At 33.0% G+C, this 22,005-nt stretch carries 19 protein-coding genes; 16 read left to right on the top strand and 3 right to left on the bottom strand.

The window, feature by feature from the left end:
* The first annotated feature begins 1 nt into the window (after position 1).
* The gene (locus LUU93_RS13960) at positions 2–748 is read left to right on the top strand and encodes a tetratricopeptide repeat protein (RefSeq protein WP_232681755.1); all 747 of its coding nucleotides are present in this window, start codon (positions 2–4) and stop codon (positions 746–748) included.
* A gap of 365 nt (positions 749–1,113) precedes the next feature.
* Here the strand turns inward: LUU93_RS13960 and LUU93_RS13955 are convergent, their stop codons facing one another.
* Complete coding sequence (locus tag LUU93_RS13955) at positions 1,114–1,686, bottom strand: 5-formyltetrahydrofolate cyclo-ligase (protein WP_232681754.1); 573 nt, start codon at positions 1,684–1,686, stop codon at positions 1,114–1,116.
* Positions 1,673–2,653: a succinylglutamate desuccinylase/aspartoacylase family protein gene (locus LUU93_RS13950; protein WP_232681753.1), complete on the bottom strand. Its 981-nt coding sequence runs from the start codon at positions 2,651–2,653 to the stop codon at positions 1,673–1,675. Before LUU93_RS13950 ends, LUU93_RS13955 begins: the two co-directional genes overlap by 14 nt.
* 135 nt (positions 2,654–2,788) lie before the next feature.
* On the opposite strand from LUU93_RS13950, the gene uvrC reads away from it, so the two are divergent.
* The 11 genes from uvrC to LUU93_RS13895 all read left to right on the top strand — a co-directional run bounded on the left by uvrC (position 2,789) and on the right by LUU93_RS13895 (position 15,011).
* Positions 2,789–4,588 (top strand): excinuclease ABC subunit UvrC, encoded by a 1,800-nt coding sequence (gene uvrC, locus LUU93_RS13945; RefSeq protein WP_232681752.1) that lies wholly within the window; start codon positions 2,789–2,791, stop codon positions 4,586–4,588.
* 6 nt (positions 4,589–4,594) lie between these two features.
* On the top strand, positions 4,595–5,107 hold the full coding sequence (locus tag LUU93_RS13940) for an XAC2610-related protein (protein ID WP_232681751.1): 513 nt from the start codon (positions 4,595–4,597) through the stop codon (positions 5,105–5,107).
* A gap of 62 nt (positions 5,108–5,169) precedes the next feature.
* Complete coding sequence (locus LUU93_RS13935; protein WP_232681750.1) at positions 5,170–7,464, top strand: patatin-like phospholipase family protein; 2,295 nt, start codon at positions 5,170–5,172, stop codon at positions 7,462–7,464.
* A gap of 259 nt (positions 7,465–7,723) precedes the next feature.
* Complete coding sequence (locus tag LUU93_RS13930; protein ID WP_232681749.1) at positions 7,724–8,881, top strand: homogentisate 1,2-dioxygenase; 1,158 nt, start codon at positions 7,724–7,726, stop codon at positions 8,879–8,881.
* Between the two features lie 129 nt (positions 8,882–9,010).
* A complete protein-coding gene (locus LUU93_RS13925) occupies positions 9,011–9,370 on the top strand; it encodes a four helix bundle protein (protein WP_232681748.1) in 360 nt (119 codons plus the stop codon).
* 87 nt (positions 9,371–9,457) lie between these two features.
* Positions 9,458–10,618 carry a 4-hydroxyphenylpyruvate dioxygenase gene (gene hppD, locus LUU93_RS13920; RefSeq protein WP_232681869.1) on the top strand — a complete coding sequence of 387 codons (1,161 nt, stop codon included), beginning with the start codon at positions 9,458–9,460 and terminating at the stop codon, positions 10,616–10,618.
* Positions 10,619–10,915: 297 nt separating this feature from the next.
* Positions 10,916–11,686, top strand: a complete 771-nt coding sequence (locus LUU93_RS13915) for a DUF3108 domain-containing protein (RefSeq protein WP_232681747.1) — start codon at positions 10,916–10,918, stop codon at positions 11,684–11,686.
* Positions 11,686–12,627, top strand: a complete 942-nt coding sequence (locus LUU93_RS13910) for a tryptophan 2,3-dioxygenase family protein (protein WP_232681746.1) — start codon at positions 11,686–11,688, stop codon at positions 12,625–12,627. Before LUU93_RS13915 ends, LUU93_RS13910 begins: the two co-directional genes overlap by 1 nt.
* Before the next feature lie 24 nt (positions 12,628–12,651).
* Complete coding sequence (locus LUU93_RS13905) at positions 12,652–13,872, top strand: M23 family metallopeptidase (RefSeq protein WP_232681745.1); 1,221 nt, start codon at positions 12,652–12,654, stop codon at positions 13,870–13,872.
* Between the two features lie 21 nt (positions 13,873–13,893).
* A complete protein-coding gene (locus LUU93_RS13900; RefSeq protein ID WP_232681744.1) occupies positions 13,894–14,514 on the top strand; it encodes a hypothetical protein in 621 nt (206 codons plus the stop codon).
* 50 nt (positions 14,515–14,564) lie between these two features.
* Entirely contained in the window at positions 14,565–15,011 is a 447-nt protein-coding gene (locus tag LUU93_RS13895; protein WP_232681742.1) for a DUF1552 domain-containing protein, read from the top strand.
* A gap of 13 nt (positions 15,012–15,024) precedes the next feature.
* Here the strand turns inward: LUU93_RS13895 and LUU93_RS13890 are convergent, their stop codons facing one another.
* Positions 15,025–15,870 (bottom strand): AraC family transcriptional regulator, encoded by an 846-nt coding sequence (locus LUU93_RS13890; RefSeq protein WP_232681740.1) that lies wholly within the window; start codon positions 15,868–15,870, stop codon positions 15,025–15,027.
* A gap of 95 nt (positions 15,871–15,965) precedes the next feature.
* Here LUU93_RS13890 and LUU93_RS13885 point away from each other — a divergent pair, with 95 nt between their 5' ends.
* The 4 genes from LUU93_RS13885 to LUU93_RS13870 all read left to right on the top strand — a co-directional run bounded on the left by LUU93_RS13885 (position 15,966) and on the right by LUU93_RS13870 (position 21,942).
* Positions 15,966–16,526, top strand: coding sequence for a short chain dehydrogenase (locus LUU93_RS13885; RefSeq protein WP_232681739.1), 561 nt, complete (start codon positions 15,966–15,968; stop codon positions 16,524–16,526).
* 10 nt (positions 16,527–16,536) lie between these two features.
* Positions 16,537–17,025, top strand: coding sequence for a lipocalin-like domain-containing protein (locus LUU93_RS13880; protein WP_232681738.1), 489 nt, complete (start codon positions 16,537–16,539; stop codon positions 17,023–17,025).
* Between the two features lie 119 nt (positions 17,026–17,144).
* The gene (gene pgi, locus LUU93_RS13875; RefSeq protein WP_232681737.1) at positions 17,145–18,788 is read left to right on the top strand and encodes a glucose-6-phosphate isomerase; all 1,644 of its coding nucleotides are present in this window, start codon (positions 17,145–17,147) and stop codon (positions 18,786–18,788) included.
* A 325-nt stretch (positions 18,789–19,113) separates the two neighbouring features.
* Positions 19,114–21,942 carry a TonB-dependent receptor gene (locus tag LUU93_RS13870; protein WP_232681736.1) on the top strand — a complete coding sequence of 943 codons (2,829 nt, stop codon included), beginning with the start codon at positions 19,114–19,116 and terminating at the stop codon, positions 21,940–21,942.
* The last annotated feature ends 63 nt before the right edge of the window (positions 21,943–22,005 follow it).

The raw sequence follows: 22,005 nt of genomic DNA, 5'->3' as shown, positions 1-22,005 counted from the left end.
AATGAAAAATATATTATATCTCTTTTTACTAATCTCGCAGGTTTTCTTTGCTCAAAGCAGCTTCGAAAAAGGAAATGCTTTATACCAAAAGGGAGAATATCAGGAAGCTGTTCAGGTTTATGAAGATATTATTAAAGAAAACAAACAGCAGTCTGCAGAGTTGTATTTTAACCTGGCAAACAGTTATTATAAACTGAATAAAGTTGCGCCTTCTATTTACAATTATGAAAAAGCGTTGGTATTAAAACCAAACGATCCTGAGACTTTAAACAACTTAAAATTTGCAAAAAAACTAACGATTGACGAGATTAAAGAAGTTCCAAAAGTGGGTTTTGCAAAACTGATCCAGAACTTTACCGGTATTTTTGATTATAATCAATGGGCTAAGATTTCTGTTGCGATTGCTTTTGTGTTTTTGTTAAGCTTTATTGGCTACTATTTTTCACAGCTCAGTATTACAAAAAGAATTTATTTCATTGGAATGTTTATTCTTTTAGTCGCTTTGATTTTAAGCATTTTTGCCGGAATGTCTGAAAAAGATCATTTTGACAACGATCGCCCGGCAATTGTTTTTTCTGAATTAAGCGAAGTTAGAAGCGAACCACAAAAAGCTGGTGCAGCCATTATTCTGCTTCATGAGGGCGCAAAAGTTTACGTTATGGAAACGGTTGGAAAATGGAAAAAAATCGAATTAACAGACGGAACTGAAGGCTGGATTGACGCTGCGACAATTAAAGAAGTAAAATAAGGTTTTAAAAATCTCAAATAAAAAATCCCAAATTCCAATTGTTATCTGGAATTTGGGATTTTCGTTTTTTGGAATTTCATTTATCAAAATTCTTTGTCGATCAACGTTGTGTAGACGCACTGCTGTGCGCCTCTACGATTTTGATTGTCGAAATATCCATGTGTGACCCCAGCATATTGTAGAGACGCACAGCAGTGCGTCTACGTCCAGCATATCGACAAACATTGTGATACACTGTTACTTTTTGAAATTTGACTTAATATTAATATAAAGATCTTTGTCGACAAACGTTGCGGAGACGCACTACTGTGCTTCTCTACGATTTGCCGGGTCGATTTTGATTGTGAAAATATATATTGGAAAATTTATTGAAAATTATAAACCTTCTCAGGCGTAACACAATAATCCAATTTTATATCAGATTCAAAAACGTCATCGATTTGATTTACGGATTCGAAGAATGAAAGACCGATCTTGATGGTTTCGGATTTGCAATCTGCTAAAAATTTATCATAAAAACCTTTTCCGTAACCAATTCTATTTCCAAAAACATCAAAAGCCAAAAGCGGTACAAAAACAACCTCAATATTTTGAGTTGGAACAGGAAGTCCGTTTACGGGTTCAGGAATATTATATTCGTTTTTTTTGATTTTGGTATTATCCGTCAATAAAAAATGCGTCATTTCTCTGGTTTCAAAATCGCTTTTAGAAATCACGATTTCTTTATCTTTTCCGGAAAGCAAATGCAGAATAAACTCGGTATCAACTTCCTTTTGCTCTGTAATGGGCAAAAAAACATGATAATAGGTTTTATCCCAAATGGGCAATTGAATTAAATTATTGGCAATAGCCAGACTTTTTCCTTCGATATCACTTTCAGAAAGTTTTTTTCGAAGATTTTTATACTCAAGTCTTAATTCTTTTTTACTCGTCGACATTTACAGGAGAATTTTTAGATATATGATAAATCGCATCGCCTTCGTAAACAATTGGCGAATGATTGGCATTAATAACATACCCGTCGTGCGGCGCTTTAACTTTTTGTTCAAACTTTCCAAACGGATCTGTAATAATGGCTAAGATAGTTCCTTTGGTAACAAATCTTCCCACCATATTATAATCATGAAGCAAACCAGAACATTTCGCACGCAGCCAAACCGAATATTTAATATAAATTGAAAGTTCTTCGGCTTCTTCAACAATATGTTTTGGGTCGAGCATATTCAAATAATGCAATAAACGCTTTACGCCCATAATTCCTTCATTGGCAATGGCATCATTTATATCGAGTGATTTTCCACCTTCAAAAAGCAGCATTTTTACATTGGCTTTTTCACATGTATTTCTAAAAGAACCGCCAATATTTTTAGAATATAAAGTAAACGGCGCATTAAAAACATCGGCAAGAATTTTTAATTCCGGATTATTTTCTGTGATTCTAATTTGCGGAGCATTAAAACGACTGGCACCGCCGGCGTGAAAATCAACAGCGTAATCAATAATTGGTAAAATCTGCTCTACGATATGATACGCAAATCGGCTTGCCAAAGAACCTTTTTTACTTCCCGGAAAAACCCGGTTTAAATCACGTCCGTCAGGAAACTCACGAGATTTATTCACAAAACCGTACATATTGATAATGGGAATACAAATAATGGTTCCTCTATCAGGACGGTTTATTTTTTTGCTGATGATTTGTCGAACCACTTCTACTCCGTTAATTTCATCACCGTGAATTCCTGCCGAAAATAAAACAACCGGACCTTCATGCTTGGAACGACGGACAATTACAGGAATATTAAGTTTTGTTGTAGTATGTAATCGCGCTATTTCGACGTTTATGGTTTTATGTTCTCCCGGCAAAATCGATTCGCCAAAAATAACAAGGGGCTTACTATTTTTCATGTAGAATTATAAAATCTAAATATAGAAATTATTCTTTTGATTTCGTAAATTTGAAACTAAATCACTGTTAAGCTTTTTTCAGGAACTAGAATGGTTTTTGAAATCGCTTTCAACTATCTTCAGAAATAAAACAGAATGTCAAAACCGTCCTTAGATCTACAAATTCTCACCTTGCCGGATAATCCCGGTGTGTATCAATATTACGATAAAGATGGGAAAATTTTATATGTAGGTAAAGCCAAAAATTTAAAAAAAAGGGTTTCTTCCTATTTCAATAAAATTCACGATACGGCCAAAACAAATGTTTTAGTTCGAAAAATTGTAACGATAAAACACATTGTAGTTCCCACAGAAACCGATGCGCTTTTATTAGAAAACAATTTAATCAAAACATTACAGCCAAGATATAATGTTTTGCTGCGCGATGATAAAAGTTATCCCTGGATCTGTATTAAAAAAGAACCATTTTCGAGAATATTCCTAACCCGAAGAATGGTAAAAGACGGATCTGAATATTTTGGCCCGTATACCAATTTTAAAATGGTTTATACGATTCTGGATTTAATAAAAGAATTGTACCCGTTAAGAACCTGCAATTACGATTTAAGCAAATCAAATATCGATTCGGGCAAATTCAAGGTTTGTCTGGAATATCATATTGGCAATTGCAAAGGTCCCTGCGAAGGTTTAGAATCTCTGGAAGATTACCAAAGACAGATTGATGCGATCCGCGAAATCCTAAAAGGAAACTTTAAGGAAAGCATGAAAGATTTTAAGCGATTAATGGTTCAATATGCACAAGATCTTCATTTTGAAGAAGCGCAGAAAATCAAAGAAAAAATAGAAATACTGGAGAATTATCAGTCAAGGTCAACGATTGTAAATCCGAAGATTACGAATATTGATGTTTTTTCAATTGTTTCAGATGAAAGCGCAGCTTATGTCAACTTTTTACAAATTTCTCACGGTTCGATTATTCGTTCGCACACTTTAGAAATCAAGAAAAAACTGGACGAAAGCGACGAAGAATTATTAGAACTGGCGATTATCGAACTTAGGGAGCGTTTTCAATTATTATCAAAGGAAATCATTGTTCCGTTTGAAATTGATTTGGGCGAAAAAATAAAAGTAACCGTTCCGCAGCTTGGAGATAAAAAACAGATTCTGGATTTATCGATTCGAAATGCAAAATTCTACCGAATCGAGCAGTTGAAACAATTGCAAATTGTAGATCCTGATCGTCACGTTAATAGAATTATGGCGCAGATGCAGAAAGATTTACGTCTTCCGGTTGAGCCTCGACATATTGAATGTTTTGACAACTCGAATATTCAGGGTACAAATCCTGTTGCAGCCTGTGTAGTTTTTAAAGACGGAAAAGCCAGCAAAAAAGATTACCGCCATTTTAATGTAAAAACGGTTGAAGGGCCTGACGATTTTGCTTCAATGACCGAAATTGTGTATCGCCGTTACAAAAGATTATTAGATGAAAATGAGCCTTTACCACAATTAATAATCATTGACGGTGGAAAAGGACAATTATCCGCAGCTTTAAAAAGTATTGACGAATTAGGTTTACGTGGTAAAATTGCGATTATAGGGATTGCGAAACGTCTCGAAGAACTTTTTTATCCGGGCGATTCGATTCCGTTATATCTCGACAAAAAATCAGAAACATTAAAAGTAATTCAACAATTACGAAATGAAGCGCATCGATTCGGGATCACATTTCATCGTGACAAACGAAGCAAAGCTGCACTTAATTCTTCGGTAGAAAGTATTCCGGGAATTGGCGAAAAAACAATGCTTACGTTAATACAACATTTCAAAAGTGTTAAAAGATTGAAATTAGCATCTGAAAAAGAAATATCAGAGGTTGTCGGCGTATCAAAAGCCAAAAAAATTGTCGAATTTTATCATCCAAAAGAAAATTAATTGATTTTGAAAAAACTCTTTTTACATATTGGTATACTATTCGTTTTTTCTATTTCATACAGCCAAAATGAAATTTCTATATTACAAAAAGACAAAAGTGAATTTAAAGTACGTTTTGAAGATGATTTTGAGACATTGAGAATAAAAAATGCTGAAACCGGGCAAATTCAACTCATAAACAATCTTGAAGCTTCGATAACAGGAAAGCGGTCAAGTTTAGACATTAGCGATTATAATTTTGACGGATTTACAGATTTTGCTTCTTTTCATACTGATGACGGAATGGGGGGTTATACGATTTATGAGATTTTTATTTTCAACCAAAAGACAAAACAATTTGATCGCTTAAATTTTCCATCAGGTTTTAACCCTAAATGCGATATGTTTTGTGATGTAAAAATTGATAAAATTAAAAAGACACTTACATCAAGCTGCAGGGGCGGTGCAAGAAATCATTCGGATGTTTGGAAATACGATAAAAACAAAAAATTAATACTTATAAAAACACAATCATATTAAGATAAATTTAGTATAAAGCCGAAAAAATTGCCGACTTTTACAAAACCAATTACTTATTTTTTATGCGCCTCAACAAGCTGTTAATTTCAAAAAATCAGTCAATAGGATTTTCTCCTGTTCCGAGAACTATCGGAACCATTTTGGGTACGGCATTGTTATTTTTTTTCTTTTTATTTTTTCCTGAAAATTCATTTTCGCAAGAAGTAAAACAAGACAGTGTAAAAAGGCCTAAAATTGGTTTGGTTTTAAGCGGAGGCGGCGCCAAAGGTTTTGCGCATATTGGTGTTTTAAAAGTTTTAGAAGAAGCCGGAATCAAAATCGATTATATTGGCGGAACCAGTATGGGATCTGTAATTGGCGGATTGTATGCTTCTGGCTACAATGCTTCGCAAATTGATTCGATTTTTAAAAGAACCAATTTCGACGAATTAATAAACGATTATATTCCACGTTCCTCAAAAAACTTTTATGGTAAAAAAAATGACGAATTATATGCGATCGTTTTACCGTTTAGTAATTTCAGAGTGGGCATTCCCGAAGCGCTTTCAAAAGGAATGTACAATTATAATTTGTTGAGCAGTTTAACGAGAAACGTTCGCCATGTTCGTGATTTCAATAAATTGCCTACTCCGTTTTTATGTATTGGAACCAATATTGAAACTGGTGAAGAAGTACTTTTAAATAAAGGAAATCTGGTTCAGGCCATGATGGCGAGTGCTGCTTTTCCTTCCCTATTTACTCCGGTTGAAATCGACGGAAATTTATTGGTCGACGGCGGTGTTGTAAACAATTACCCCATTAAAGAAGTTCGCAATCTTGGTGCAGATATTATTATTGGTGTTGACGTTCAGGACGATTTAATGAAGCGGAAAAACCTGAAAAATGCTACTCGAATTTTGGTTCAGATTACCAATCTGCAATCTATAGAGAAAATGAAAAGCAAAATAAAGGATACTGATGTTTATATAAAACCGGATATTCGGGATTATGGTGTAATTTCATTTGATAAAGGCGAGGAAATTATTAGAAAAGGTGAAGAAGCTGCTTTTGCCGTTTACGAAAAAATTAAATCATTGGTAGATGAAGAAAACTTTTATAAAAAACCGAAATTAAAAATCGCTTCTGATACTCTTGAAATCAAGAAAATAAATAGTGATCAATTAGACAATTATACCAAAGAATACATTCGTGGTAAGCTTCGTTTTAAACCGGGAAGTACTATTACATATGATGATTTGAAAACCGGAATAAACAATTTAAATGCGACTCAAAACTTTAGTACGATTTCGTATTGTTTACAACCAGACGGCGATCAGGATGATTTAGATTTGGTATTAAAAGAGAATCCAACGCAGACTTTTTTAAAGCTCGGACTTCATTACGATGGACTTTACAAAAGTGCTGTTTTATTAAATCTTACTCATAAAAAAACATTTTTAAAAAATGATGTTACTTCGATGGACATTATTTTGGGAGATAACTTTAGATATGATTTAAACTATTATGTCGAAAATGGTTTTAATATCAGCTTTGGTTTTCGTTCAAGATTGAATCAGTTCAACCGAAATGTAACAACAAGTTTGAGCGGACTGGTTTCAGAAAATCCAAATATAAATTTGATCAATGTTGATTTCTTAGATCTGAGCAACCAGGCCTATTTTCAAACCATTTTTGTACAAAAGTTTTTAATGGGCGGAGGTTTAGAATATAAATACCTGAAAATAAATTCACCAACACTTTCTAATACAGAAAACATAATTGATAAAAGCAGTTACATTAGTGCGTTTGCATATTTAAAATACGATTCGTTTGACAGTAAAAGTTTCCCGCGCTCCGGTTTGTTTTTTTCTACAGATCTTCAAACGTATCTGGCCTCTTCAGATTATACTAATAAATTTACCCCATTCTCAATTGCAAAGGCAGAAATTGCTTTTGCCAAAACGGTATTCAGGAAAGCTACCGTTAAAATTGGGACCGATGCCGGATTTAATATTGGCAGCGACAGTGTTCCTTTTTTCGACTTTATACTAGGAGGTTTTGGGTATAACAAGATCAATAATTTCAATTATTTTTATGGTTATGATTTTTTAAGTATTGCCGGAAATAGTTTTATAAAAACAGATATTACTTTAGATTATGAAATCATAAAAAAGAACCACGTGAATTTTTCGGCAAATTTTGCCAATCTTGGCAACGATATTTTTACTACTGTCGATTGGATTTCAATGCCTAAATATTCTGGTTATGCCGTAGGTTATGGATTAGAAACTATTATTGGCCCAATCGAGGTTAAACAATCATGGTCTCCACAAATGGCAAAAAGCTTTACTTGGTTCAGTATCGGATTTATGTTTTAATCCTGATTTTTTAGAAATATTTTATGTTATAAATAATATAATATGTAATTTTGATCAATAAAAATTACGACATTTGTCATAATGAAAACAAATTGGACAGGTTTATTAGAGTATCTTCAATTTCTTATCAAGAGAAATCCTGAGTAACGCCTCTATCGAATTGAGATAATTAGTCAATTGAAAAAATTGAACTGATTATTTACTATGCAATTCAAATTTTCGAATTATCTAATTTACAAATTATCTAATTGAAAAAGCCATGCCACTATACCATAAACTTGGGGATTTCCCTCAAAAAAGACACACCCAATTCGAAAAACCAAACGGCGGATTTTATTACGAACAGTTATTTGGAACAGAAGGTTTTCACGGACATTCGTCTCTATCTTATCATGTTCACAGACCAACGCAGGTTAAAGAAATTTTAAACTCTTATTCGGTTGAACCAAAAATTGCAATCGGAAAAAACATAAAGTCACTTCTTTTTAAAGGTTTTGAATTAAAACCGGAAAATGATTTTCTTGACAGCCGCAAAGCCATGTTAGTCAACAAAGACTGTATTATTGGTTTGGCCGCTCCAAAAGAATCGCTGCGAAATTATTTCTACAAAAATGCCGATGCCGATGAAATGCTTTTCATCCATAAAGGAAAAGGAAAATTAAGAACCATGTTAGGAAATATTCCCTTTGAATATGGCGATTATTTAATTATTCCGCGCGGCATTATTTACCAAATCGAATTCGAAACAGAAGAAAACAGACTATTTTATGTAGAATCGTATTCTCCGTTTTACACTCCAAAACGATATAAAAACCAATCAGGTCAGCATTTAGAACATTCTCCATTTTGTGAGCGTGATTTTATTTTGCCAGACGAATTGGAAACACACGACGAAAAAGGTGATTTTTTAATTAAAATTAAAAAAGAAGGCATGATTCACGAAGTGGTTTATGCAACTCATCCTTTTGATGTTGTGGGCTGGGATGGATATAATTTCCCATACGGATTTTCGATTCACAATTTTGAACCTATAACGGGACGTGTTCACCAGCCGCCTCCGGTACACCAAACTTTTGAAACGGCAGCCTTTGTCGTTTGTTCATTCTGCCCAAGACTTTACGATTATCATCCGAAAGCAATTCCGGCTCCATACAATCACAGCAATATAGATTCTGACGAAGTTCTCTATTATGTAGATGGCGATTTTATGAGCCGTAATAATATTGAGCAGGGTCATATCACTTTACATCCAAAAGGAATTCCGCACGGTCCCGCACCAGGCGCAATGGAACGCAGTATTGGTCATAAAGAAACTCAGGAATTAGCCGTTATGGTTGATACTTTCAGACCACTTATGGTTACGGAAGAAGCTATGGGACTTGATGATGGGCAATATTACAAATCCTGGACTGAATAATTAGTCAATGTGCCAATTTGATAATTAGAAAATATATTAATGCGTCAATTCGATAATTAAATATTGTGATTTTAAACTTACAAATAAATTATCTAATTAACACATTCTCTAATTATCAAATTAAACAAAATGACTTTCAACGAGAAGTATAAAGACAATGCTCTTTTAATAAAAACATTCAATTTTGCATTAAATATAATTGACTACACAACCGAACTTCAAGATCAAAAGAAATTCGTAATTGCAAATCAGTTACTAAAAAGCGGAACATCAATTGGAGCTAATTCAAAAGAGTCACAAAACGCAGAAAGCAAAGCAGATTTTATTCATAAATTAAAAATTGCAATTAAAGAGGCAGACGAAACGGAATATTGGTCGTTTATATGTGAGGCTCACAAAGCTTATCCAGATTGTAAAGACTTATTAAATGAATTATCAGAAATTTTAAAAATTTTAAATAAAATAATATCAACATCTAAGAGGAATTAGAAAATTAGAAAATGTATCAATTAGAAAATTATTTTTAATTATCTGCATTTCAAAAATTATCTCATTTTCTCATTATCAAATTATCTAATTATGAAACAAGTAAAATCAGTAGAATACGGATTAGAGAAAATCTTTGAAGGAGCACAAGATTTCCTTCCGTTATTAGGGACAGATTATGTAGAGTTTTATGTAGGGAATGCAAAACAATCTGCACATTATTATAAAACTGCTTTCGGATATCAGTCATTAGCTTACGCCGGATTAGAAACCGGAGTAAAAGACAGAGCATCGTATGTTTTGAAACAAGACAAAATCAGAATTGTTTTAACTACGCCTTTAACGGCTGATTCTCCAATTAATGAACACCTGAAAAAACATGGCGACGGTGTAAAAGTTGCGGCTCTTTGGGTTGAAGATGCGAGAAGCGCTTACGAAGAAACTATGAAACGCGGCGCACGTTCTTTTATGGAACCAACTGTTGAGGAAGATGAATTTGGTCAAGTTATCCGTTCGGGAATTTACACTTACGGAGAAACAGTTCACATTTTTGTAGAAAGAAAAAACTACAATGGTGTTTTTTTGCCAGGTTATAAAGAATGGAAATCAGATTATAACCCAGAACCAACAGGATTAAAATATATTGATCACATGGTTGGAAATGTGGGCTGGAATGAAATGAATCTCTGGGTAAAATTTTACGAAGACGTAATGGGATTTGTAAATTTCCTCTCTTTTGATGACAAACAAATTACTACAGAGTATTCAGCATTGATGAGTAAAGTAATGTCTAACGGAAACGGAAGAATTAAATTCCCTATCAATGAACCGGCAGAAGGAAAGAAAAAATCACAGATTGAAGAATATTTAGATTTCTACGGCGGACCTGGAATTCAGCATATCGCGATTGCTACAGATGATATTATTAAAACAGTATCGCAGCTAAGAGCACGCGGTGTTGAATTTTTATCAGCTCCTCCTCATACTTATTACGAAGCAATTCCAGAAAGATTAGGAGTTCATATGGACATGATGAAAGAAGATATTAATGAAATTGAAAAGCTTGCCATTATGGTCGATGCTGATGAAGATGGTTACCTTTTACAAATTTTTACTAAGCCGGTTCAGGACCGACCTACCCTTTTCTTCGAAATTATTCAAAGAATGGGTGCAAAAGGGTTTGGTGCAGGTAACTTTAAAGCCCTTTTTGAGTCAATTGAAAGAGAGCAGGAATTGAGAGGAACACTATAAAAACACATTATTTTTGCATTATGCAGAAAAATTCTCTGTAAAACGTTGATTTTTATGCAAATGTTATGTTAAACTTGACTTTTGCTATTTATTTTTTGGACTTTCTATCTATCTTTGCACTCGCAAATCAAGAAGGGGTGGTTTCCTTCTGAATTGATATAAATTTCATAATTTATAGTTTTTTGGTTAGTTAATAGCATAAAAACTCAGTCATCCTTGACTGAGTTTTTTTGTTTTAGTACATTTGGAATGGAATTTGCATTTATTTATCTTTATCTGAAATGTAAAAATTATACTATGAAAAAGTTCATCCTCGCTATATTAATCCTCTCTGCTTTAGCTTTCGATTCCCAAAAAGAAAATGCTTTTGATACCGGAGAGTATTTCAAATTTAGAATTCATTACGGAATTGTAAATGCCGGTTATGCAACTCTTGAAGTTAAGGATGCCACAATAAATAATAAAAAAGTTCATCATGCTGTAGGCAGAGGATATACGACCGGAATGTCAAAATTTTTCTTCAAGGTTGAAGACTTATATGAAAGTTATTTTGACAAAGAAAATGGAAATCCTTATCGCTTTGTGAGAAAAATTGATGAAGGCGGTTATACTAAAAATCAGGAAGGTTTTTTCAACCAAAGCGAGAATAGAATTTTAGTAAAAGATTATAAACGAAAGACTGAAAAAACGATTGTAATTACTGACAATGTGCAGGATATCGTATCGTCTTTTTACTTCCTAAGAAACCATCCGAATATTGACAAATTAAAATCTGGCGAATCGATTACAATTGACATGTTTTTTGATGATGAAATCACAAAATTTAAGTTAAAATATGTAGGTCGTCAAGATATTACAACTAAATTTGGAACGGTTTCTACGATGGTTTTTAAACCACTTGTACAAACAGGAAGAGTTTTTAAAGAAAAAGAAAGTTTAACGCTCTGGATTACAGATGATGACAACAAAGTTCCGATTAGAATTAAAGCGGATTTGGCTGTCGGGTCTCTAAAAGCAGATCTTGATGAATATAGAGGATTGAAAAATCCGTTTAAAGTTAAAAAATAATGAACCCTACTGATCATTCAGAATCAATTTTAAAAGAAATTGACCTTAAATTTCAAGCAATAAACCAAAAAACTGATGTTCAGTTAGAAGGATTACTTTGGTCAAAACCAATTACGTATTGGGACTACATTCAAACAGATGCTCTTTTAAATTTACAAATACAACGCACGACGCTTCCTGACGAAATGGTATTTATCATGTACCATCAAGTTAATGAACTTATATTTAAAATGATTTTGTGGGAAATCGATCAAATCGCAGACGCACAAAATATTCAGGTTGATTTTTTCAGCGAAAGACTTTCCAGAATTACACGCTATTTTGATATGCTGACAAATTCGTTCAGCATTATGGAAAACGGAATGGAAGTAGATCAATACATGAAATTCAGGAATACTTTAACTCCTGCCAGCGGATTTCAAAGCGCCCAATACAGATTAATTGAATTTGCTTCGACAGATGTTATCAATTTAACAGACCGCAGATACAAAGCTGACTTTGATGAAAATACTGATTTAGAAACTACTTTTGAACATCTTTACTGGCAGGCTGCCGGAAAAGATTATCATACTGGCGAAAAATCATATCTACTTCAGGAATTCGAAAACAAATATAAAGGTCAGTTTTTGAGACAAATGTCTGCATTTAAGACTAAAAACATTTGGCAGAAATTCACACAATTACCTATCGAAGACCAGCAAAATCAAGAATTAATTCACGCGATGCGTCATTACGACAAAACAGTGAACATTACCTGGGTTATGCAGCACCTTAATACCGCAAGAAAATACATTTTAGAAAGCGGAAAAGGTAACGGCGAAGCAACCGGTGGAAGTGACTGGCAAAAATATATGCATCCAAAATACCAAAGACGCATCTTTTTTCCTAAATTGTGGACCGAAGAAGAATTGTCCAATTGGGGAAATGAAGATCTACTTTAATTTCCTGCAAAAAAAATTAAGAGTTTGAAAAAAGCATTCGTAATTATAATAGTATTATTTTCAACATTTTCGTGTACTAAAACAGAAGAAAAAGTTGAAATTAAAATTACAAAACCAAAAACCAAAAAAGTAGAGTTTGGTTTTAATTACGCTGATTTTAATGTTGTTAATGATACTATTTCTAAGGGAGATTCTTTTGGATCTATCATTCAGAGTCAAAACATTGGTGACAAAAAAGTATTTGATATTGTCGATCAGGTCAAAGATACTTTTGACGTAAGAACTATTCGATACAACAAACCTTTTACATTACTTCGTTCAAAAAATAAAACAAACAATCTTCAGGTTTTTATTTATCAGCCAGATGCTTTAACTTATTACGTAATCGATTTACGGGACAGTATCGCAAAAGCCTATAAAAAAATAAAACCAGTTACTTTAAAAAGAAAAATTATTGGCGGTGTTTTAAAAACTTCATTATCTGAAACTTTAGGAGATGAAGATGTAGAAACTGCACTTGCCAGCAGAATTACAAAAGTGTTTTCTTGGTCTATTGACTTCTTCAAACTTAAAAAAGGCGATCGTTACGGTTTAATTTTTACAGAACGTTTCATTAACGGAAAAACCTACGATGGTGTTGAAGATCTTGAAGCTGCGTTTTTTGAATATAAAGGAAAAATCGTTTATGCTTTTCCTTTTGAAAAAGACACACTTTCGGGAAAAATTGAATATTATGATGATGAAGGAAAAACGTTGAAAAACTTCTTCTTAAAAACTCCAATTAAATTCAGCCGAATCACTTCACGATTTACTATGAACAGGTTTCATCCTGTGCAGCATACCTGGAAAGCACACAAAGGAACTGATTATGCAGCTCCAACCGGAACACCAATTTCAACAACGGCATCCGGAGTTGTTGAAGCGACGGGATATACTGCAGGAAACGGAAACTTTGTAAAAGTAAAACACAACGGAACTTATTCTACTCAATATTTGCATATGTCCAGAATTTTAGTACGCCGCGGACAACGCGTTACGCAAGGACAAACAATTGGTTTAGTTGGAAGCACTGGCTTAGCTTCTGGCCCTCACGTTTGTTATCGTTTCTGGAAAAATGGCGTTCAGGTAGATGCGCTTCGATTGAACTTACCAACCGGAGAATCTTTAACCGGAAATGATAAAACCCGTTTCTTTAAACAAATCGAACCTTTGAAAAGAGAGTTAGATAGTATTGGGAATTTGTAAATATCTGAAATCAAAAGCCGAATGAAAAATTCACGCCTTAAAGCAATTTACAATGATACTTTTTCAGGCTTGAAATTATATTATAGAGATACTGATTTGCCCGACAATTTAGTTTCAAATTATAAAATTGGGCAAATAATTCAGGAAAAAGGATTTACAGATATGACTTCTATTGGCGGCGGACTTTCTGGCAATTTCAGATATTTAATTGCTAGTGCTCACGCCAAAGATTTATCGAAATTCAATCCAGACTCAGCAAAAATTGGTCATTTTCTATTAGACACAATTGCTTATTTTAAAGTATTGGATATTCAGAAAATCGGTAACAAAACACAAGTTTTTCTTTTAAACATTCCAGACAATTCCATTTTGCTTTTAAAAAATTCATCATCAAATCTGGAAGATGAGATTATAGAAAAAGCAAGAAAAAAATTTGAATCTAAAATTCATTTAGCTGTAATTCCGGAATTACAAACGGAAAGCTGGAAAGAAAGAACAAAATCTCCTCTGGGGATGAATGAAAACGGAGAATTGTTTTTTGACGATTCGAAGATTAAAGTTGAATCACCAAAAAGAATCGAAATCAATATCGAGAAAAAAACTATTGAAATTAATAAAAAACCTTGGTGGAAGATTTGGTAAATAAAACCAATCGAATCTCATTAAATATAAAAAAACCTCAAATATTCTAAATGGTTTCAATAAAAGATATACTAATCGAATTATGTATTGTATTCCTTTGGTTTTTTGGCAGTATTACAATTGGTGCTTTATTTGAACTTCCTTTTTTACTTCTTCCCTTTTTTATAGCTTTCGTAAGTTTAAAATTGTACTTAAAAAGAAGAAAAAAAATACTTGATTTTGTAAAAGATGATTTTCAAAAATTAGGCTATCAATTAAGCTCAGAAAGACCAACCTCTTTTAATGAATATTTTAAAAAGACTGAATTAGAAGTTCTACCTGTCATTTTAGTAAATGATGTTCCTCTAAAAAGATATAGATACATGAGAGGTTTTAGAAGAATTTTTACTGCCAGATCTAAAAATGGAAAATTACATGAATTAAATACTTTCGTAATGCACAAATGGAATGGCGAAAATAAAGTTGAAATTATCAATATCAAAAATCTTCCAAATTAATTTTTACAAAAAATCATTTACAAAACTTCTTTCTAAACTCAGACGGATTCATTCCCTTATGTTTTCTAAAAACTTTATTTAAGTGACTTTCGTCGGAAAAATTTAATTCATCTGCAATTTCATTAATGCGCATATCGCTGTTTAAAAGTCTGGCTTCAATCAACCTTAATTTATAGTTTACAATATATTCCTGTAACGTTTCGCCAGTTTGTTTCTTAAAATACTTCCCTAAATAATTAAGCGAAATATTAAAATGTTCACTTACTCTTTCTGCTTTTAATTGTTTTGGATTGTAGATGTTTTCCTGAATATAATGCAGAATTTCCAAAACCATTTCTCCCGTAGTTTCTTTAATATTCTTCGGAAGTTTTAAAGCAATATTTCTCGCTACAATTGTAATTATGGTATTTACAATCTGCTCAATAATTTTTTGATGATAAATCTGCTGATTGACTTGTTCCTGAATTATACTTTCTATCAGCGACGCAATTAAAGGTTTATCAATTTTATTTTTTAGAATACAGCCCGGACGGTGACTTGCATTTTGCAGAATATATTCCATTCGCAGAACCGTTTCTGATTGTCCGTTTTGAGAATTTGCTTTGATATAATATTCATTAAACCGAAGAAAAAAGAATTTTGTTGGCGTTGTAATTTCAAATGAATGAACATCTTGCGGCGTTACAAGAAATAGGTTTCCTTTTCGGTATTGAAATGTATTATCATTAATAACCTGAATTCCCATTCCATCAACGACATAAATCAATTCAAAAAAATTGTTTTTCCGAATTGTTTTCGGAAACTGTTCCAATTCTTTAAAATCAACTTCAAACGGAAGATATAAATTCGTATTTGTCATTAGGCTAAAATACAATTTTAGTACCAATTAGTACAATTTTCGGCGAAAGCTAACCTCTTAATTTTGTTTCAGATAACAAACTAAAATTTACAAAAATGAGAATACTTTTAATTGGAGCAAATGGAGAAATTGGCAAAATACTAAATCCGGCTCTGGCAAAAAAACATGAAATTATTTCGGCAGGAAGAAACAGCGGTGATTTTAAAATCGATTTATCAGATTCAAAATCGATAGAAAAATTATTTGCCGAAGTCAAAAATATCGATTCGTGCATTTGTACTGCGGGCGATTGTTACACGGGAGATTTGCTTTCGCTTGACGAAAAAAAATTAAACATTGGTATTAAAAACAAATTATTGGGTCAGGTAAATCTGGTTTTAATTGGTCAAAAATATTTAAACGATAACGGATCATTTATATTGACTTCGGGAAAAATGGGCGATAAACCTGTGAAGAATAATATTAGCAAAGCAATTGTAAATGGCGGCATTAACAGTTTTGTGCTATCGGCTTCGCTGGAATTAGAAAGAGGAATTAGAATAAATGCCATTAGTCCGGCAAAGGTTTCAGACATTCCGGCGGAAGATTTAATAAATGCTTATACAAAAAGTATTGAAGAATCTATAAATGGAGAAATTATTAAAGTAAACTATTAAAATTTTAAAGATGAAAAACACAACTTTCCTATTATTACTATTCGTTTTAAATTCTGCAATTGCACAAAAAACGAAATCTGATTTTTTAGGCTCATGGACTTTAGTTTCAGTAGAAAACAAAAATTCTGACGGAACAAAAAATCTTCCATATGATGTAAACCCAAAAGGCACTTTATTTTTTGATGAAAAGGGAAATTACGCCATTCAGATATTTAAAAACGAAAGACCAAAAATAGTTTCGGGCGATAAAAATAAATGTACTCCCGAAGAAAATGCTGCAATTGTGCAAGGAAGTAATTCGCATTTTGGAGAATTTGAAATTGACGAAGCAAATAAGATTATTACTTTTAAAATAAAAACCGCTTCGTTTCCTAACTGGGAAGGAACTGTTCAAAAGCGATCTTATGCTTTGATAAATAACGAACTTAAATATGTTGTAACCAATACAACGCAGGGAGGAAAATCGGTCACTGCCGAAGTTGTCTGGAAAAAACTGTAGTGCAGATTCATAAAACGTTTTCGCAACTAATTGTTATATAATCATGAAGCGTGAGCCTTTTAAAAGTTATTTCAGTATTTTTGTGTTTCTAAAAAAACAATCTCAATAATAAAATAAAAATGGCTTTAAACACAACAAACCCAACTGGGACTGAAGCGTGGAAAAATCTGCAAAACCACTATAACGCAATTCACAGAACTACGATACAGGAATTATTTCAGCAGGATAATGCTCGTGCTGAAAAATTCAACTTACAATGGAATGATTTTTTAGTTGATTATTCTAAAAACAATATTACTCCTGAAACGCTTTCTCTTTTATTAGAATTAGCAAATTCTATTGGATTAAAAGATGCAATTGCACAATATTTTGGAGGAGAATTAATCAATCAAACTGAAAACAGAGCCGTTTTACATACCGCTTTGCGTGCACCGGAATCGGCAGTAATTAATGTTGATGGCGAAAACGTAATACCAGAAGTTTATGAAGTAAAAAACAAAATCAAAAACTTTACAAGCGAAGTTATTTCGGGAGAGAGAAAAGGTTTTACAGGAAAAGCTTTTACTGATATTGTAAATATTGGAATTGGAGGTTCTGACCTTGGTCCGGTTATGGCAGTTGAAGCTTTGCAATTTTACAAAAATCATCTTAAAACACATTTCGTTTCGAATGTTGATGGCGACCATGTAAATGAGATTATTAAAAAGCTAAATCCTGAAACAACATTATTTTTAATTGTTTCTAAAACTTTTACAACTCAGGAAACTTTATCAAACTCTGAAACTATTAGAGAATGGTTTTTGAAATCAGCAAAACAGGAAGATGTTGCAAAACATTTTGTGGCGGTTTCTACTAATATTCAAAAAGTAACTGAATTTGGGATTAATCCAGACAACGTTTTTCCAATGTGGGACTGGGTTGGAGGAAGATTCTCTTTATGGAGCGCTGTTGGTTTAAGTATAGCTTTGGCTATTGGTTTTGATAATTACAACCAATTATTAGTTGGAGCAAATGAAACTGACGAACATTTTAAATCGGCAGAATTTGATCAAAACATTCCGGTAATTTTAGCTTTATTAAGTGTTTGGTATAACAATTTCTTTGGTGCCGAAAGTGAAGCTTTGATTCCATACACACAATATTTATCAAAATTAGCTCCGTATTTGCAGCAGGCAACTATGGAAAGTAACGGAAAAAGTGTAGGCCGCGACGGAAAACCGGTTAATTACCAAACTGGAACAATTATTTGGGGAGAGCCGGGAACAAATTCACAGCATGCATTTTTCCAATTAATTCATCAGGGAACAAAAATAATCCCAACAGATTTTATTGGATTTGTAAAACCACTTTACGGAAACGAAGATCACCATGATAAATTAATGTCAAACTTTTTTGCTCAGACTGAAGCTTTAATGAATGGAAAAACCGCTGCACAAGTTCAGGCAGAATTTGACAAACAAGGGCTTTCTGCAGAAAAAGCTTCTTACTTATTGCCCTTTAAAGTTTTCACAGGAAACAAACCAACAAACACAATTTTAATTCAAAAATTAACGCCTAAATCATTGGGTTCATTGATTGCATTATACGAACACAAGATTTTTGTTCAGGGAGTTATCTGGAATATTTTCAGTTTTGACCAATGGGGAGTTGAATTGGGTAAACAATTGGCAAATTCAATTTTAGATGAAATCAATTCTAAAACTGTTAAAAATCACGATAGTTCTACTTCATTTTTACTGAATCACTTTTTAAAGAATAAATAAAAACTTAACTGAAAATTTTCTTTTATAAAATATTGAAGCGCCTCAATTTAATAAAAATTAAGGCGTTTTTTCGTATATATAAGGCAATATGACGCTCTTTTTTAACAAAAAAAGCAAGTATATAGCCACGACATCGTTCATAAAATTATTATTTTAACAAAATTCCATTCCTCAAATTCAACAAATCGCGATTTTACTTAAAGAAAAAAGAAAAAATCATTTTAATACGCAGCACAATGTTCAAAACTGATTTTTCTTAACATTTTGATAACATTATCCGATTTAATTGTTATAATTTTGCCAAAAACAATAAACTCAAGAACAAATGAAGAAAATGAAAAATTGGTTACTTACCGGACTATTTTTTATGATAGTTTCAACCGTATTTTCTCAAGGAAAAGTTACTGGTACTGTTACAGATGGTACTGGTTCATTACCAGGCGCTAACGTTTTGATCAAAGGAACTAGCGCAGCGACTTCAACAGATTTTGATGGTAAATTTACTATTGAGTCTGCAACAAGTACAGGAGAAATCGTTATCTCTTACTTAGGTTATCAAAGCCAAACTGTAAAATTTTCAGTTTCAAATGGTTCAACAACAAATTTAGGAACTATCGTTTTAGAATCTAACTCAAACGAATTAAGTGAAATTGTTGTAAAAAGTACAGTTGTAGATATTGCTAAAGACAGAAAAACTCCGGTTGCTGTTTCTACAATTAAAGCTGCTGAAATTCAAGAAAAACTTGGTACTCAAGAATTTCCTGAAATCCTAAGAAATACTCCATCAGTTTACGTTACTAAATCAGGTGGTGGATTTGGAGATTCAAGAATTAACATTCGTGGTTTTAACCAAAACAATATTGCTGTTATGATTAACGGTATGCCGGTTAACGACATGGAAAATGGTTCTGTTTACTGGAGTAACTGGGCAGGTTTATCAGATGTTACATCTGCTATGCAGGTTCAAAGAGGTTTAGGTTCTTCTAAATTGGCTACACCATCTGTAGGGGGAACAATTAACATTGTAACCAGATCTTCAGATAAAAAAGAAGGCGGGTCCTTCTCTTCTGGATTTGGTAACGCAAGAAACTTCAAAATTCAAGGTTCATACAATACTGGAAAATTAGAAAATGGTCTTTCTGCTTCTGTATTATTATCTCAAACAATGGGAGATGGATATGTTAATGGAACTCCATTTGAAGGTTCTAACTATTTCGTTGCTTTAGGATATTCTACTAAAAATAACAAACACGATTTTCAATTAACAGTAACTGGTGCACCACAATGGCACAATCAAAGATCAACTGTTTCTACAATCGCCACTTATCAAAAATATGGTTCTCTTGATGAGCCAAATATTAGATATAATGCTGATGCGGGATATTTAAACGGACAAGAATATAACATCAGAAAAAATTACTATCACAAGCCAATTGCTTCTTTTAACTGGGATTACAAAATTAACGAAACTACAAAACTTTCTTCAGTTTTTTATGCTTCTATGGGTCGTGGAGCAGGAGCTAGTGCTACAGGTGGTGTAGGTGGAAATTTCTACAACAGTTCTGTTTTCTTATTACCAAACGGAATGGTTAATTATGACAAAATCCAAGCATGGAATAATGGTACAGGGTCTGTTTTCTTTAACGGACAAAACAGAACTAGAACAATGATTGGTGGTGTTTACCAAAACAGTTCTTCAACTGGTAGAACTGGAGCTGGAACTGCAGCATCTCCATATGTTTACAATACAACATCTGGTATCTCACAAACATCTTCTATCAACTCTCATGACTGGTATGGTGCGGTAATTAATTTAAACAAAAAATTAACTAACACTTTAACTCTAGATTTTGGTCTTGATGCTAGAACTTATACAGGATATCACTTTACAGTAGTAAATGATTTATTCGGGGCTGGTGAATATTATGACAATACAGTTGCTAGTTTAAAACCAGCTGGAAGACATATTACAGCTACTTACCCAACAGACGTTCAATGGAATGTTTTCGATAAAAAAAGCTACGAAAAAATCTCATTTAACAGTACTGGAAAAGTTAGATGGTATGGAGCATTTACTCAATTAGAGTATTCTAAAGACAATTTAACTGCTTTTGTTCAGGGAGCAATCTCTCAACAAGGATTTAAAAGAGAAGATGACTTCGTATACTTACCAACTGACCCATTATCTTCTACAGATTACGAAAACATCTTAGGAGGAAACGTAAAAGGTGGTGCTAACTACAACCTTAACGAGAAAAATAATGTTTATGTTAATGCAGGTTATTATTCAAGACAACCATTCTTTAACTCAGTTTATCCAAACAACAGATCTACAGTAAACCCTAACCTTACTAATGAGAAAATTATTGGATTTGAAGCTGGATATGGATTCCGTTCTAGATTCTTTAATGCTACATTAAACGTTTACAACACAAATTGGAATGACAGATACCTAAAAGGTAATGCATTACCAACTGACGCAACTACATATACAGAATATGTTGGTCTTAACGAGGTTCACTCTGGAGTTGAGTTAGAAGCAAATTCTAACATTACAGATAAGTTAAAACTTAACGCAATGTTCTCTTATGGTATTTGGGAATATAAAGGAAATGCAACTGTTAACGCTTACTACCAAGCAGACAATACTCCAGTTGTAGGATATACTGCAACTCCGGTATACATGGACAAAGTTAAAGTTGGTGACGCTGCTCAAATGACAGCTTCTTTAGGGGCCTCTTACGAAGTTTTAACAAGAGTAACAGTTGATGCTAACTACAATTTTAATGATAAACTATACGCTGGATTAAGCCCAATTAACTTTGCTGATCCAAACAACAAAGGAGCTTTAGAATTACCTTCTTACGGTTTATTTGATGCAGGTTTCTCATACAAAATGTTAGTTGGTAAAAACAAAGACAACTCGGTTAATTTCAGATTAAATGTAAATAACTTATTTGATAAAATTTACATTGCTGAGTCAAGAACTAATACGTTTGCAGATGATAACTTACCAGTAGCTTTAGGACAAACTCCTGGATCTAAAGGAACATATGCTTCAAATGGTATGCTTTACAATGGTGTAGCAAATGTTAACCAAGTATTCTTTGGTTTCGGTAGAACTTGGAACTTTAGCTTACGTTACGATTTCTAATATTTAGAATCTAAATAAATATCTAAAGCGGCATTGACTTTTAAAGTTTAATGCCGCTTTTTT

The organism is Flavobacterium soyae (genome assembly GCF_021245985.1).
Classification (GTDB): domain Bacteria; phylum Bacteroidota; class Bacteroidia; order Flavobacteriales; family Flavobacteriaceae; genus Flavobacterium; species Flavobacterium soyae.
The sequence above is the reverse complement of the archived record's forward strand: the minus strand, read 5'-3'. Positions and strand labels throughout refer to the sequence as shown.

Coding starts and splice junctions, on each gene's coding strand:
- LUU93_RS13885 (WP_232681739.1), top strand. CDS start 15,966: ATGAGAATACTTTTAATTGGAGCAAATGGAGAAATTGGCAAAATACTA.
- LUU93_RS13930 (WP_232681749.1), top strand. CDS start 7,724: ATGCCACTATACCATAAACTTGGGGATTTCCCTCAAAAAAGACACACC.
- uvrC (WP_232681752.1), top strand. CDS start 2,789: ATGTCAAAACCGTCCTTAGATCTACAAATTCTCACCTTGCCGGATAAT.
- LUU93_RS13935 (WP_232681750.1), top strand. CDS start 5,170: ATGCGCCTCAACAAGCTGTTAATTTCAAAAAATCAGTCAATAGGATTT.
- LUU93_RS13955 (WP_232681754.1), bottom strand. CDS start 1,686: ATGTCGACGAGTAAAAAAGAATTAAGACTTGAGTATAAAAATCTTCGA.
- pgi (WP_232681737.1), top strand. CDS start 17,145: ATGGCTTTAAACACAACAAACCCAACTGGGACTGAAGCGTGGAAAAAT.
- LUU93_RS13880 (WP_232681738.1), top strand. CDS start 16,537: ATGAAAAACACAACTTTCCTATTATTACTATTCGTTTTAAATTCTGCA.
- LUU93_RS13890 (WP_232681740.1), bottom strand. CDS start 15,870: ATGACAAATACGAATTTATATCTTCCGTTTGAAGTTGATTTTAAAGAA.
- LUU93_RS13915 (WP_232681747.1), top strand. CDS start 10,916: ATGAAAAAGTTCATCCTCGCTATATTAATCCTCTCTGCTTTAGCTTTC.
- LUU93_RS13960 (WP_232681755.1), top strand. CDS start 2: ATGAAAAATATATTATATCTCTTTTTACTAATCTCGCAGGTTTTCTTT.
- LUU93_RS13925 (WP_232681748.1), top strand. CDS start 9,011: ATGACTTTCAACGAGAAGTATAAAGACAATGCTCTTTTAATAAAAACA.
- LUU93_RS13870 (WP_232681736.1), top strand. CDS start 19,114: ATGAAGAAAATGAAAAATTGGTTACTTACCGGACTATTTTTTATGATA.
- LUU93_RS13950 (WP_232681753.1), bottom strand. CDS start 2,653: ATGAAAAATAGTAAGCCCCTTGTTATTTTTGGCGAATCGATTTTGCCG.
- LUU93_RS13900 (WP_232681744.1), top strand. CDS start 13,894: ATGAAAAATTCACGCCTTAAAGCAATTTACAATGATACTTTTTCAGGC.
- LUU93_RS13910 (WP_232681746.1), top strand. CDS start 11,686: ATGAACCCTACTGATCATTCAGAATCAATTTTAAAAGAAATTGACCTT.
- LUU93_RS13895 (WP_232681742.1), top strand. CDS start 14,565: ATGGTTTCAATAAAAGATATACTAATCGAATTATGTATTGTATTCCTT.